The organism is Lelliottia sp. GFLA7, from assembly GCF_056490165.1.
Genome location: NZ_JBWLAQ010000004.1, coordinates 187,041 through 201,153, shown reverse-complemented (window position 1 = coordinate 201,153; position 14,113 = coordinate 187,041). Strand labels below are relative to the sequence as shown.

At 47.7% G+C, this 14,113-nt stretch carries 12 protein-coding genes and 1 tRNA gene; 8 read left to right on the top strand and 5 right to left on the bottom strand.

All coding sequences use genetic code 11. The features are described from left to right. Positions 1–75 precede the first annotated feature (75 nt). Positions 76–1,174, top strand: a protein-coding gene (prfB, locus tag AC07RN_RS14000; protein ID WP_096759544.1) for a peptide chain release factor 2 whose coding sequence is annotated in 2 segments (ribosomal slippage) — positions 76–150 and positions 152–1,174 — 1,098 coding nt in all. Because the reading frame shifts where the segments join, the coding sequence is not laid out codon by codon here. 9 nt (positions 1,175–1,183) lie between these two features. Then, complete coding sequence (gene lysS / locus AC07RN_RS13995) at positions 1,184–2,701, top strand: lysine--tRNA ligase (protein WP_015960300.1); 1,518 nt, start codon at positions 1,184–1,186, stop codon at positions 2,699–2,701. Between the two features lie 49 nt (positions 2,702–2,750). Here lysS and idi read toward each other — a convergent pair whose 3' ends face one another. Continuing rightward, positions 2,751–3,302, bottom strand: a complete 552-nt coding sequence (idi, locus tag AC07RN_RS13990) for an isopentenyl-diphosphate Delta-isomerase (RefSeq protein ID WP_478336638.1) — start codon at positions 3,300–3,302, stop codon at positions 2,751–2,753. A 174-nt stretch (positions 3,303–3,476) separates the two neighbouring features. On the opposite strand from idi, the gene actS reads away from it, so the two are divergent. From actS to AC07RN_RS13970, 4 genes are all read left to right on the top strand, one after another. Next, on the top strand, positions 3,477–4,214 hold the full coding sequence (actS, locus tag AC07RN_RS13985) for an amidase activator ActS (protein WP_478336722.1): 738 nt from the start codon (positions 3,477–3,479) through the stop codon (positions 4,212–4,214). Positions 4,215–4,294: 80 nt separating this feature from the next. After that, positions 4,295–4,368 (top strand) — tRNA-Gly (locus tag AC07RN_RS13980). 163 nt (positions 4,369–4,531) lie between these two features. Continuing rightward, positions 4,532–5,758 carry a tyrosine-type recombinase/integrase gene (locus AC07RN_RS13975; RefSeq protein ID WP_153880702.1) on the top strand — a complete coding sequence of 409 codons (1,227 nt, stop codon included), beginning with the start codon at positions 4,532–4,534 and terminating at the stop codon, positions 5,756–5,758. Between the two features lie 201 nt (positions 5,759–5,959). After that, on the top strand, positions 5,960–6,895 hold the full coding sequence (locus AC07RN_RS13970; protein ID WP_153880701.1) for a hypothetical protein: 936 nt from the start codon (positions 5,960–5,962) through the stop codon (positions 6,893–6,895). Positions 6,896–6,970: 75 nt separating this feature from the next. On the opposite strand, the gene AC07RN_RS13965 is transcribed toward AC07RN_RS13970, so the two are convergent. From AC07RN_RS13965 to AC07RN_RS13950, 4 genes are all read right to left on the bottom strand, one after another. After that, a complete protein-coding gene (locus tag AC07RN_RS13965; protein WP_153880700.1) occupies positions 6,971–8,674 on the bottom strand; it encodes a DUF2326 domain-containing protein in 1,704 nt (567 codons plus the stop codon). Beyond that, positions 8,675–8,947, bottom strand: coding sequence for an ABC-three component system middle component 6 (locus AC07RN_RS13960; RefSeq protein WP_400213484.1), 273 nt, complete (start codon positions 8,945–8,947; stop codon positions 8,675–8,677). It abuts the gene before it with no gap. Next, positions 8,931–9,878, bottom strand: coding sequence for an ABC-three component system protein (locus AC07RN_RS13955; protein ID WP_153880699.1), 948 nt, complete (start codon positions 9,876–9,878; stop codon positions 8,931–8,933). The genes AC07RN_RS13960 and AC07RN_RS13955 overlap by 17 nt, the downstream gene beginning before the upstream one ends. Before the next feature lie 186 nt (positions 9,879–10,064). After that, positions 10,065–11,060, bottom strand: coding sequence for a LacI family DNA-binding transcriptional regulator (locus tag AC07RN_RS13950; protein ID WP_032681798.1), 996 nt, complete (start codon positions 11,058–11,060; stop codon positions 10,065–10,067). Positions 11,061–11,322: 262 nt separating this feature from the next. Between AC07RN_RS13950 and AC07RN_RS13945 the strand changes: the two genes are divergently transcribed. Together AC07RN_RS13945 and AC07RN_RS13940 are read left to right on the top strand one after the other, a co-directional pair. Continuing rightward, on the top strand, positions 11,323–12,564 hold the full coding sequence (locus AC07RN_RS13945; protein WP_153880698.1) for an MFS transporter: 1,242 nt from the start codon (positions 11,323–11,325) through the stop codon (positions 12,562–12,564). Positions 12,565–12,583: 19 nt separating this feature from the next. Continuing rightward, complete coding sequence (locus AC07RN_RS13940; RefSeq protein ID WP_153880697.1) at positions 12,584–14,020, top strand: glycoside hydrolase family 32 protein; 1,437 nt, start codon at positions 12,584–12,586, stop codon at positions 14,018–14,020. The last annotated feature ends 93 nt before the right edge of the window (positions 14,021–14,113 follow it).

The following is a 14,113-nucleotide window of genomic DNA, read 5'->3' as shown; positions in this document are numbered from 1 at the left end:
TAAAAAAGAGCGTGGATTGGTTACAATCCCGCTCTTATCACCGCATTTTGACTAGTCCAATAAAGAAAACAGACCATGTTTGAAATTAATCCGGTAAAAAACCGCATTCAAGACCTTACGGAGCGCTCCGCCGTTCTTAGGGGGTATCTTTGACTATGATGCGAAGAAAGAACGTCTTGAAGAAGTAAACGCCGAGCTGGAACAGCCGGACGTCTGGAACGAACCTGAACGCGCACAGGCGCTGGGTAAAGAGCGTTCCTCCCTCGAAGCCATCGTTGAAACGCTGGATCAAATGACGCAGGGACTGGAAGACGTTTCTGGTCTGCTGGAATTAGCGGTCGAAGCTGACGACGAAGAAACATTCAACGAAACGATCGCTGAACTCGACGTATTAGAAGAGAAGCTGGCGCAGCTTGAATTCCGCCGCATGTTCTCCGGCGAATACGACAGCGCTGATTGCTATCTCGATATCCAGGCCGGTTCTGGCGGGACAGAAGCGCAAGACTGGGCGAGCATGCTGGCGCGTATGTATTTGCGCTGGGCAGAAGCGCGCGGCTTCAAAACCGAGATTATCGAAGAGTCTGAAGGTGAAGTGGCGGGTCTTAAATCCATCACCATCAAGATCATTGGCGATTATGCTTACGGCTGGCTGCGTACCGAAACGGGCGTTCATCGCCTGGTGCGTAAAAGCCCGTTCGACTCAGGCGGTCGCCGTCATACCTCTTTCAGTTCTGCGTTTGTCTATCCAGAAGTGAAGGACGATATCGATATCGAAATCAACCCAGCTGACTTGCGCATTGACGTTTATCGCGCTTCTGGCGCGGGCGGTCAGCACGTTAACCGAACGGAATCCGCGGTGCGTATTACCCACCTTCCGACCAACACGGTAACGCAATGCCAGAACGACCGTTCGCAGCATAAGAACAAAGACCAGGCCATGAAGCAGATGAAAGCGAAGCTTTATGAGCTGGAGATGCAGAAGAAAAATGCCGAGAAACAGGTGATGGAAGATAACAAATCTGACATCGGCTGGGGCAGCCAGATTCGTTCTTATGTCCTTGATGACTCCCGCATTAAAGACTTGCGTACCGGGGTTGAAACCCGCAACACGCAGGCAGTGCTGGACGGCAGCCTGGATCAATTTATCGAAGCAAGTTTGAAAGCAGGGTTATGAGGAACCAACATGTCTGAACAACAAGCACAGGGCACTGACGCGGTAGTCGATCTTAATAACGAGCTGAAAACACGTCGCGAAAAGCTGGCTGCACTGCGTGAGCAGGGTATTCCATTCCCGAACGATTTTCGTCGCGATCACACTTCCGATCAGCTGCATGCTGACTTCGATGCAAAAGAAAACGAAGAGCTGGAAGCGCTGAACGTAGAAGTGTCCGTTGCAGGCCGCATGATGACCCGCCGTATCATGGGTAAAGCGTCCTTCGTGACGTTGCAGGACGTCGGTGGTCGTATTCAGCTATACGTTTCCCGCGACGATCTGCCAGAAGGCATTTATAACGAGCAGTTCAAAAAGTGGGACCTGGGCGACATTCTTGGCGCGAAGGGCAAGCTGTTCAAGACCAAGACGGGTGAACTCTCTATTCACTGCACCGAACTGCGCCTGCTGACCAAAGCGCTGCGTCCGTTGCCGGATAAATTCCACGGTCTGCAGGATCAGGAAGCGCGCTATCGCCAGCGCTACCTGGATCTCATCTCTAACGATGAATCCCGTAAAACGTTCAAAATCCGTTCCCAGATTATGGCGGGCATCCGTCAGTTCATGGTTGGCCGTGATTTTATGGAAGTCGAAACGCCAATGATGCAGGTGATTCCGGGTGGTGCGTCTGCGCGTCCATTCGTGACCCATCACAATGCGCTGGATCTCGACATGTACCTGCGCATCGCGCCGGAACTGTACCTGAAGCGTCTGGTGGTTGGTGGCTTCGAACGCGTGTTCGAAATCAACCGTAACTTCCGTAACGAAGGTATTTCCGTTCGCCATAACCCAGAGTTCACCATGATGGAACTCTATATGGCGTACGCGGATTACAAAGATCTGATCGAGCTGACCGAGTCTCTGTTCCGCACCCTGGCGCAGAATATTCTGGGCACCACGGAAGTGCCTTACGGCGACGAAGTGTTCGACTTTGGTAAGCCGTTCGTGAAGCTGACCATGCGCGAAGCGATCAAGAAATACCGTCCAGAAACCGAAATGGCCGATCTGGATAACTACGATTCTGCGAAAGCCATCGCGGAAAGCATCGGTATCAAAGTTGAGAAGAGCTGGGGTCAGGGTCGTATCGTGACTGAGATCTTCGAAGAAGTGGCAGAAGCGCATCTGATTCAGCCAACCTTCATCACCGAATACCCTGCTGAAGTGTCTCCGCTGGCGCGTCGTAATGATGAAAACCCGGAAATCACTGACCGCTTTGAGTTCTTCATCGGTGGCCGCGAAATCGGTAACGGCTTTAGCGAGCTGAACGATGCGCAGGATCAGGCGCAGCGCTTCCAGGATCAGGTTGATGCGAAAGCAGCAGGCGACGATGAAGCGATGTTCTTCGACGAAGACTACGTGACTGCCCTGGAACACGGCTTGCCGCCAACGGCGGGTCTGGGTATTGGTATCGACCGTATGGTGATGCTGTTTACCAATAGCCACACCATCCGTGATGTGATCCTGTTCCCGGCGATGCGTCCGGTAAAATAAGGTCGTAACGATGTAAAAAGCCCCGGCGTTTATCGCGTCGGGGCTTTTTTTATGCCTTTACGTTATCGGCGAAGTGTTTGAGCTTTTCAGAAGCGTTAGCCGCTTCCGAAACCATCCACGGGCTGAAGGCCCACGGCGTGGCTTCCAGAGCGCGTAACAGTGACGTCAGTTCAACCCACTGATAATCCATGACTTCATCGGGATTCACCTTGAGTGGGCTGACAATCTGTGCCGCAAACACCGGGCAAATTTCGTTTTCAACGATGCCTGAGGGATCGATTTCGCAGTAACGGAAATCCGCTGCGATCGGCATGAGCTGCGCGATCTCTACGCCGACTTCGAAACGGCAGCGGCGTGCTATCGCCTGTTCAGTGGTTTCGCCGATTTGTGGATGACCGCAGACCGAGTTTGTCCAAACGCCAGGCCAGGCTTTTTTGCTCAGTGCGCGGCGGGTCACAAGGCATTGGCCCCGATCGTTAAACAGCCACGACGAGAAAGCCAGATGCAGTGAGGTATGAGAAGTGTGCGCAGCGTACTTCTCCTGAGTGCCAACAACCTCTCCCTGGTCGTTAACCAAAATGACGTGTTCTTGTATGCTCATTCAGACTCCAGTACCCGAACGACGGGATGGCGAAATTATATCTCACTCTCCCGTAAACGGGTTGTCGCCCCGAGCTTAAATGCGGATTAACGGCAAAAGTTGGCAACAGGATTTAGGCTGTTATCATAGGACGCCATTTACCTTGACCAAGGATCCGTTTTGTTCGCAGGAAGCCTGACGAGAAATCCCCTGAGTGCTATTTTCTGCCTGGCGCTGGCGCTGGCATTGCTGCTGGCGGGCTGTTCCGGCAGTAAATCATCTGACATGGGCAGTTATTCCGGTTCGGTGTACACCGTTAAGCGCGGTGACACGTTGTATCGCATTTCTCGTGCCACGGGCACCAGCGTGAAGGATCTGGCGCGTCTCAATAGCATTTCACCGCCCTACACAATCGAGGTGGGCCAAAAGCTTAAGGTGAACGGCGGCAGTTCGTCGGGTAAGAAATCCTCAACCAAGGGCGGCAAAACTGCTGCGGTGACGCCATCGTATGCCGTTCCAAAATCGTCTTGGCCGCCGGTAGGGCAGCGCTGCTGGGTCTGGCCTGCCAGTGGTAAAGTGATTACCCCGTATTCGACTGCAGAAGGCGGCAATAAAGGGATCGATATCGCGGGCTCACGCGGTGCGCCGGTTTATGCGTCCGGAGCAGGGAAGGTGGTGTATGTGGGGAATCAGCTGCGCGGTTACGGTAATCTGATCATGATTAAGCACGGTGAAGACTACATTACCGCCTATGCGCACAACGACTCATTGCTGGTCAATAACGGGCAAAATGTGAAAGCCGGGCAAAAGATCGCGACGATGGGCAGCACGGGTGCCAGCTCCGTTGCTCTGCATTTCCAGATTCGCTACCGTGCAACCGCAATCGATCCTCAGCGTTATCTCCCGGCGCAGGGCAGTAAACCAAAATGCTAAACGGTTAATTAATCGCCAGTTAGCGTTTGGGTGGCTTGTGCGAAAAAGCGTAAGGTCTATAATGCCTTACGCACCTCAAAGCGGGCGTAGTTCAATGGTAGAACGAGAGCTTCCCAAGCTCTATACGAGGGTTCGATTCCCTTCGCCCGCTCCAAACTCAAGTCTCCTGAAGTCTACCAAACTCAATTTTCCCTTGATAAATCAGCAGTTATAGCATTCTATTAGTCAATTGAACTCAATAGTACTCCCTCAGGGTCAACCCTAATGTGGGGGTATGGATGGGGGTATAATTGTACCCCTGCTGAGAGGTACCCCCAATGAAGTTAACTGCTCGTCAGGTTGAAACTGCAAAACCTAAAGAAAAGCCCTACAAACTGGCCGATGGTGGTGGTCTTTACTTGCTGGTTAATCCCAACGGTAAGAGATACTGGCGTCTCAAATACCGTTCGCTACGCAAAGAGAAGCTGCTTGCGATTGGCGTTTACCCCGATGTTTCTTTAGCTGAAGCCAGAAGTAAGCGTGAGGATGCTAAAAGGACATTAGCGGCTGGCAACGATCCTTCTCTTGAACGCAAAATAGAGAAACTTAGTCGTCAACAGGACGCAGAAAATTCGTTTGAAGCTATCACTCGGGAGTGGTATCAGCGTCGCTATGATCGCTGGTCTGTCTCCTATCGTGAAGAGATGATGAGAACCTTTGAGACGGATGTGTTTCCATATATCGGTCACCGGCCAATCAAAGATATCAAGCCGATGGAGTTGCTTGCCGTTCTGTCTAAGATCGAGGCTCGAGGTGCAACAGAGAAGGTCCGTAAAGTTCGTCAAAGGTGTGGAGAGGTCTGGAAGTATGCCGTTGTGACTGGCAGGGCCGAGTACAATCCAGCGCCTGATTTAGCCAGTGCCGTAACTCCTCATGAGAAAAAGCATTATGCTTTTTTAACCCAGGACGAATTGCCAGAGTTTCTTCGTATCCTGCATACCTATGCTGGTAGCGTGCTTGTTAAGTTATCCATGCAGCTGCTTATTTTGACCGGAGTAAGGCCCGGAGAACTGAGACAAGCAGAGTGGCGGGAATTTGATTTTGAGCGAAAGGTTTGGAACGTACCAGCAGAACGCATGAAAATGCGCCGTCCTCATCTGGTTCCATTATCAAGCCAGGCAATTGACCTGCTTAATCAGCTTAAACCCATGACGGGAGCAGGAGCGTTGCTGTTCCCGGGACGTAATAATCCTAAGAAACCGATGAGTGATATGGCATTGACGGTGTTGGTAAGGCGCATCGGCTATGCAGGGCGCGTTACAGGGCACGGATTCCGCCACACGATGAGTACCATTTTGCATGAGCAGGGATTTAACTCAGCTTGGATCGAGCTACAACTGGCTCACGTCGATAAGAACTCAATTCGTGGAACGTATAACCATGCTCAATATTTGGAAGGTCGGCGGGAGATGATGCAGTGGTATGGTGATTTCATCGGTCAAGCAGGCAAATCCGGCTCACCGCTAGCTTATGCAGCTATTAGCTTGACTGCTGAATTAGAGTGAGAAGGGGCAAGTTGAGCCTCTTCTTACCGAAGAGGCTCAACGTGAATCTATTTTTTTCCCTTTGGAGTTAATACTTTTCGCAAATTTTTTTCTGTACCGTTGGATGTGAAGATCTGCGGGGATTAGGGATGAAAATAATGCTATGTTAGTCTTTGAGGAGTGACTCAAAATGTTATAACTTTTTCAAAGAGGTGTTACATCGTGAAAGTCCTTTTTAATGTTAATGGTAAAAAAGTTCCACTCAAATCTCTGCAATATATAAGTAAAGCAAATCAACTCGAAGTTATGCGGAATTGGTTTTTCGATAATTTTGAAGATCCCGCGAACTCTTGCCCGTATGAATCCCGTGAAGGCGGGTATGCTTACATTTATGGAGGCCCATACGAAGCAAGTGAAGAGTTGCAAGCGATGTTTGAAGGACACGTGAAATTTGATTATATCCAAGAATTAGTCAATGAATTACAAGAACAGTGCTATGAATGGTCTGGTAATTCAAATAATATTAATGATTGGTACGATGAAGACTTGTATGATGCTGTTACATCTTCCGAACATCCTTTTTCTAAGTTCGTTGAAAGCATTGATGGAATAAAATTACTGTCTAAAGGCGAATTTAAAGGCAAACAAAAAGATCATCTGCTTAGTATCCTATATATTAACGTCATTACAGCCCTAGAAACACTTTATGTTGAGTTATTTATTAACTCTATTGATAAAAACGACTCATATCTTGCTGACTTTATAGAAAAAGGTAAGACGGAATTTAAGGTAAACAAAGAAATATTGGCTTTGCTATTCAAAGGAGAAACTATTGAAAACATGAGGGCAGAGTTAACTAAGGTAATCAAAGAGCATTTAATTAGTGTAAGTTGGCATAGTACAAACAAAGTTGTAGGACGTTATAAAGCTACATTTGATATAAATGTACATAACGAGTGGCCAATAGATGCGATCGAAATAGCAACACAAAAGCGTAATCATTTAGTCCATCGTGGCGGAAAAGATAAAGAAGGTAATTCGGTAGTGATTACTGAACAAGATTTAGAAATGTTGCTGGATCACGCACAATCTCTTGGAGAAAAATTGTTTGATAGCCTTGAGGTGGCATTAAAGAAAAAAGATGAGAGTGAATTTTGAGTCTCGGGGTAGGTTGATAGTGCTACAGATAACGAGCAAGCAACTGATACTCGGCAGGCACTGCCTGCCGGAGGATTATTTTTTACTTCCAAATTGAATGCCGAGAAGTTTATTCTCTGCTTTATCGCCACGAAGAGTAAGAACAATTTTTGATTTCAGCTCTAACATTTCGATTTCAGATAAAGTTGTTTCCATAGCATTAAAGTTTTCAGTGTTTAAAGATGCTATATATTGCTTTCCGCTTCGTTTTAATGACTGATTGATAAATGAGAACCATCTTGCGCGAACACCTGGATCTATATCAGCAAAAAGACGGTTATCATGCCATAGCATATCCATGGCATGGTTTTCACCACATGTAAATACTAACCAGTCAAAGCATAATATCCTAGCATCATTGATCCCATCCGAATCATCACCCTCGATTTGGATGCTTAGATCATAACGAATTTTGTTGTCACCAATATTAACATCCAAAACTATTCCTGCTGGTACCCTTGGGTACATTATTTCTGCGAGCTCAGCAAAAATTTTATCGTATTCTGAAAGAGGATTTGTAGAAGCATAGTTTACCGCTAATCTGTCTTGTTCAACTTTTCGTTCTCTTAGATTTTGAGCTTTCTGTTGAAGGTTAATAGAAAAATTTAAATAATCATGTAATCTTTCTTTTTCTTCTTTAAATTCAGCTAGTTGCCTAGCTATGACTGCGTATTCATCAAATGCTTTCTTGCCTTGCAGGGATTCCAAATATGAATCACGTAATGCTGAAATATCCTTAATGTCAATTTTAAGAGATTCAATTTCTAACAAAAATTTTACTTTATCATTTTCAAGTCTTTTCTTTCTGTTAAAAGATAATGATTTGTGAAAATTTTCAACTGACTCAAAATGGGCCAATGTTTCTGGCTTGAAAATCTCTTGTAAGCCATTGTACAGTTCAAGAAGCTCTTCTCTTGAAATATCAGGGTGTGCTAATAAAGTTTTTTCTATATTATTTACTTTAAATTCAGCTATATTTTTGTTTTTTTCAACTTCTCGTAATTTTATAGTTAAACTGTTTGTCTCATTCTCAATAGCTCTGTATTGCTCGTGAACTTGAAATGCATTCAGTTCATCCTGCAGTCTTGGGATCTCTTTTTCTAGCCACTCATAGCGTACTTTAGGTTGAGAGCCTGCTCTAAACATGTCTTTTAGAATATCATCGTTTTGCCAATTTTTTAGGGATTGACTTACTTTATCCAGTTCTTGCTTATTATTTCTTTTGGACAATATTAAATTATGATCTATACCGAGAAGAAATGCGGTGCGAAGCAATGCTTCAAAGTCTTGCTCCTTTTTTGTCCTGGTTGGACTGATGCAGTCATCTCTGGTATATCGCGAAAAACGCTTAAATAAAGATCTGAATGATAAATACGGAATGTTATTCTCAAGATTAAATATCCCTATTTTATCTAGTAAATCTTTAAATGCTTTTAAAGATATTGTTTCGTCATTTAATAATAATTTTTTCCCATTTCCCGTTCTAGATATTAAGTATTCAACACCATTATGAGAAAAAAGTAACGAGAACCACCAATCTGGAACTGCTGAAGTTAATTTTTTATCAGCATTAGCTCCTAAGCAATGTTGAATGAGACCGAGAATAAGTGTCTTACCGACTCCGTTACTACTGCCTTCTTTTTCTTTAGAGCTATCACCAATGATCAACGTTAGCCCTGTATCATTGAAATGCACTGGATGAAAAGTTGGCTGATTGCAAGTTAAGCGAATTAACTTCATTTAACTTTCCTTATTTTGTAATTTGTCATCATTGCAATACATTGGCATTATTCTATTTTCATTATCTAGCGTTATTTGTTTGATGCAAAAAAGAATGTCTACGGCAAGCATAAATTGTGTAAAAGAGGGCGTGATTATCGTTGATTTATTTTTTCGCTCTATTTTTGTCCATAGTTCTTCTATGGATACCGGTCCATCAATTAACGAACGGATGTACCCTGCAATCGCAATTAGGGAGTTACTAAACCTAACATGCTTATGTGGCAGAAGCATTGCTTGGATGTTCATAAGCATCACATGTCTCAAAATATTTAGCTAAAATTAACTCTGCTGCAAATCGATAACTCGCGACCGCACTTGTGGGAACTTGCGGCGGAAGGAGTTTATCTATCATCCAGGTATATCTTAAATCTGCATAATTTTGGTTATCTTCAGTTATCGCCAATTTACTTTTTGCATAAGTTTCTTTAACTTCTTGAGCTATAGTTTGTTCAAGACCGCTATCAACAGAATCTAAAAATTCATTTATCAAATATAGTTGATAGCTAAAAGATTCCAGCCTGCTCTTTATTGGTTTTGTTATACCATTTATTTTTATTTTATCTTCGAAGTCCGGGGCTGTTTCACTTAAAAAATTCATGGGTGAAGAAGATTTTTGTGCTAAAAAAGTCAATACTTCGCCAACAGCTCGACTATCTGTAAAGTCTAAATCAACCTCAGGAATGAAACCTACAATATCTTGCTTTTCACCCTCGGATAATGACATAAACTTTTGAAGGAGTTCCATCCCGCCCATTGCACCTGCGTGATTAAGACTTTTACTGATTGCAAGCGTATTTAATGAAAGTCCAACAGGTGCTGGAATACCCTTAAAATAATCATTCATTACAAAAGTATATTTTGATACTTTCCCCCATTTGGCGACTAATTTATCAAAGTCGCCAATCGATTTATTAACAGCTTCTAGCTCTTTGGTTTGATTTGAAGGTTTAGGTCCATAAACTTGGAAGTAATGAGCCTCATGAGCAATCCACCCATCATTCCCGCCATCTCCCCAGTTTCCCCAAGGGGAAACAGCTTGAAAGCCAGGAGTCGCGTATTGCATAACCTTCGAAAAAAGCGCCTGAAAACTGTCTCCCATACATTCATGTACTTTTAACCGAAAGAACTGTCTGTAGAGGTAATCTTGCTGTGTCGAACTCATTTTCCTCTCATCCATGATGAACACTTTTGATGATAATATCCTCTCATTCATTGTTGTAAACCTATGATTAGCAAAATTGGAGATGCTTTCACTTTAGAGTAGGTATCTAAAGTGAGGCGGCCTTGGTTTACCTGGCCGCGGGCATAGGGAGGGAGCAGCGTAAATGACGATTGCTTAACCGCTAGCTCAAAATGATTCTCGCAGCAGCCGGGGACTATCGACCAAAACTTTCTCACGGTGGCTTTCGCCGTTAATAATGTGCAGCGTACTTAAGCGCCCAATCTCATAGTGCGGAAGCTGGACCGTGGATAGCGGAGGTAAAAACAAATTACCGATCCCTACGAGGTTGTCGTACCCAAGAACCGCAATATCCTGTGGGATGCGGATCCCTCGCGTCAACAGCGTCTGATAGACCATAAACGCAATGCGGTCATTACCACAGATCACCGAATCAAACTGCGGCTGCCCCCGCTCCAGATACGCCAGCAAAATGTCAGGAATATCACGGTAGTGCTCATCGCCATACTGCATATAGCAGTGCTCAAGCGTATCGGGATTGATATTGGCTTCCCGGCAGGCGCGGTCCAGCCCCTTACGGCGGCGAAGCGTCGCCAGATGATTGACAGGTAAATGCAGGCAAAGGGGGCGGCGGTATCCCGCCGCTAACAGCGCCTGCACTGCGGTATACTGCCCTTGTTCATCGTCAGGGATATAGCTGGCAACCGGTTCTCCCGTGTTCTCGCAGTTGGCCAGCACGCAGGGGTGCTCCAGTAATCTGGGCGAGATGTTCACCTCGCGCAGTCCCATGGTGGTGAAAATGATCCCCCCGGGCCGGTGCGCGAGCAGCAGGTCGACAATATCGTCAGGATTATCATCGGTAAACATGTTAACCACGAAGCTATTCCAGCCATACGCGCGGGCCGTTTCCTCGATAGACAGCGTTATCTCAACCGAAAACGGGGTAGTGACGGTATCCAGCGCAAGCACGCCAATCGTTTTATTCCTGGAGCCGACGCGACGAACCTGCCGGGCAGAGAGGTCCGGCACATAGTTTAGCTGTAAGATAGCCTCCTGCACCCTGGACAGGGTTTCAGGCTTCACGCGTTTCGGATCGTTAAGCACCCGCGACACGGTCATTAGCGATACGTTGGCCACTCTGGCCACATCTTTTAAAGACGCCATAGCCTTCCATTAATCAAACTAACTATCCAATCCTGATTTGCACGCAATCCACCGCTTAGCGGGCTGTGAGCACCTGTAAAAATCCTATTCTAGGCGTTGAACCCCGGGGAGTTGCAAGCCACGAAAGAAAATTTGATCTTGATCTCAATGCATGTATGTTAACGTTAACTTTTGTGATTAACATCGACTATCAACGCGAAATCAAGTGTAGAATAAAAATGTTAACGTTACCATCTCGGCATATCATCCCTCTGAGATTACGTTGATGAAAAAAAGGCCTTCCCAAAGCTATCTGCTGCTTAGCGCTCTGCTGTTCTTTTTCTTTGTGACCTGGTCCTCATCAAGCTCACTCCTTTCCATCTGGCTGCATCAGGAAGTGGGGTTGAAAGCGTCGGAAACCGGCATTATCTTTTCCGTGTTATCCGCATCCGCGCTCTTCGCTCAGGTTTGCTACGGCTTTATTCAGGACCGGCTTGGCCTGCGTAAACATTTGCTCTGGTGCATTACGGCGCTGCTCATTCTCTCCGGCCCCGCCTACCTGCTTTTTAGCTATTTGCTGAGCATTAATATTCTGCTGGGCAGCGTATTCGGCGGCTTGTTTATCGGGCTGACCTTTAACGGCGGCATCGGCGTTCTGGAGTCCTATACCGAGCGCGTTGCGCGGCAGAGTACCTTTGAGTTTGGTCGGGCCCGCATGTGGGGGTCGCTGGGCTGGGCTGTCGCCACGTTTTTTGCCGGGCTGCTGTTTAATATCAACCCTGACCTTAACTTTCTGGTGGCCTCTTGCTCTGGGGTCATCTTCTTCTGCCTGCTGGCCCGCTTAAAGATCGCGGCTCCGGCAAGCATGGAAAAGCTTGAGATAGGCGCTAAAAAGGTCTCCCTGGATGATGCCCTGCGTCTGCTCACTCTGCAGCGCTTCTGGGCGCTAATATTCTTCGTGGTCGGCACCTGTATTTACGGCGTCTACGATCAGCAATTCCCGGTCTACTTCTCTTCACAGTTCCCGACGCTGAAAGAAGGCAACGAGATGTTCGGCTACCTGAACTCCTTCCAGGTCTTTCTGGAGGCCGCGGGCATGTTTTGCGCGCCCTGGCTGATTAACCGCGTTGGCGCCAAAAATGGCCTGATATTCGCAGGGATGGTAATGGCGCTGCGCATGATCGCTTCCGGGCTGGTGGAAGGGCCGCTGCTCATTTCGATTACCAAGCTGCTCCACGCCGTCGAACTGCCGATACTGCTGGTCGCCATTTTTAAATACAACAGCCTGAACTTCGACAAGCGCCTGTCCTCCACCATTTATCTGGTGGGATTCGCCTGCACCAGCTCAATTATTGGCACCGTATTATCCCCGCTGGCGGGTTTTAGCTATGAGAAGTTTGGCTTCGCCCAGTCCTATCTGATCATGGGCATTATGGTGTTCTGCACCACGTTTATTTCCATTTTCCTATTGCGCTCAAATAAGTCCTCATCTGAGCCAACCTTTCTGCAGCAAAAAGCTGTGTAATGTACCGAGAGTAAAGACGATGACATCCTTATTAGAACTGGCTGAACGGACGCTTGAAAAAGCACAACCCGCTATTAATTCGCGCTGGTATCCGCGCTATCACCTTGCCGCTCGCGCAGGCTGGATGAACGATCCTAACGGCCTGGTATGGTTTGACGGTTGGTATCACGCGTTTTATCAACATCACCCTTATTCCCCTGAATGGGGGCCGATGCACTGGGGGCATGCCCGCAGCAAGGATCTGGTGCACTGGGAACATCTGCCGGTCGCGCTGGCTCCCGAAGGCCCGGCGGATAAAGACGGCTGCTTCTCCGGCTCCGCCGTGGTGGACGGCGATACCCTGGCGCTGATTTATACCGGACATAAGTTTCACGGTTCGCCAGACACCGACGACAATCTCTACCAGGTGCAGTGTCTGGCAACCAGCCGTGACGGCATCCATTTTGAACGGCATGGCCTGGTGATTGATACCCCGCCAGGGCTGCACCATTTTCGCGATCCGAAGGTGTGGCGCGAAGGTGAGTTCTGGTACATGGTTGTCGGTTCCCGCGTGGAGAATACCGGCCAGGTGCGCCTGTACCGCTCCACCGATCTCCGCGAATGGCACGACGAAGGCGTGTTTGCCGAGGCCGAAGACGGCAAGGGTTTTATGTGGGAATGCCCGGATTTCTTTACCCTGGGAGGAAAGCGCGTCCTGATGTTCTCCCCACAGGGCATGGCGGCGGAAGGGTATCACCATCGCAACCTCTTCCAGAGTGGCTACCTGCTCGGGGAGTGGCAGCCAGGCCAACCGTTTAGCCATAACGGACAGTTTATTGAGTTGGACCACGGCCACGACTTTTATGCTCCGCAAAGTTTCCTGACCCCGGATGGCCGCCGCATCGTCATCGGCTGGCTGGATATGTGGGAATCGCCGATGCCAGAACGGCAGGATGGCTGGGCCGGTATGCTCTCTCTGCCGCGCGAATTAAGCCTTACCGACGATCGTCGTCTGAGGATGAAGCCCGCCGAGGAGGTCACCGCCCTGCGCGGCAGCTATTATCCCACGCCGGTTCGCTGCCTGAATAATCAGCAAGTCCCCGTCGCGGCAGATGCCGAAGCGGTCGAAGTGCAGCTGGTATGGGACCTGAACGCCTCTACGGCCGAACGGTTCGGCATGGTATTGGGCGACGGGCTGAGAATATATGTCGACGATCAGGCGAGGCGTCTGGTGCTGGAGCGTCGCTATCCGGAGTATTCGCTTGAAGGCACGCGCAGCATTCCGCTGCCAGCGGATAACCTACTGTCACTGCGCATCTTTATTGACCGCTCATCAGTGGAGGTTTTTGTTAACGATGGCGAAGCTTGCTTAAGCAGCCGAATTTATCCGCAGCCGGGCCAGCGCGATATTTCACTGTTTGCCAGTCATGGCGCCGCCTCATTACATGACGCCGGATACTGGTCTCTGGAGAGATAATTCCGCCGGGATCGGCTTTGCTTCTTACCCTATGAGATTTTTATTTCTGCCAGTCTCTGGCTGGCATTTTATTATCTGGAATAATGAGAGAGC

What these genes read in the sequence shown, in the direction of transcription:
- AC07RN_RS13975 (WP_153880702.1), top strand. Translation starts at nt 4,532, where the DNA reads ATGAAGTTAACTGCTCGTCAGGTTGAAACTGCAAAACCTAAAGAAAAG.
- lysS (WP_015960300.1), top strand. Translation starts at nt 1,184, where the DNA reads ATGTCTGAACAACAAGCACAGGGCACTGACGCGGTAGTCGATCTTAAT.
- AC07RN_RS13955 (WP_153880699.1), bottom strand. Translation starts at nt 9,878, where the DNA reads ATGAGTTCGACACAGCAAGATTACCTCTACAGACAGTTCTTTCGGTTA.
- AC07RN_RS13940 (WP_153880697.1), top strand. Translation starts at nt 12,584, where the DNA reads ATGACATCCTTATTAGAACTGGCTGAACGGACGCTTGAAAAAGCACAA.
- AC07RN_RS13950 (WP_032681798.1), bottom strand. Translation starts at nt 11,060, where the DNA reads ATGGCGTCTTTAAAAGATGTGGCCAGAGTGGCCAACGTATCGCTAATG.
- AC07RN_RS13965 (WP_153880700.1), bottom strand. Translation starts at nt 8,674, where the DNA reads ATGAAGTTAATTCGCTTAACTTGCAATCAGCCAACTTTTCATCCAGTG.
- idi (WP_478336638.1), bottom strand. Translation starts at nt 3,302, where the DNA reads ATGAGCATACAAGAACACGTCATTTTGGTTAACGACCAGGGAGAGGTT.
- AC07RN_RS13960 (WP_400213484.1), bottom strand. Translation starts at nt 8,947, where the DNA reads ATGCTTCTGCCACATAAGCATGTTAGGTTTAGTAACTCCCTAATTGCG.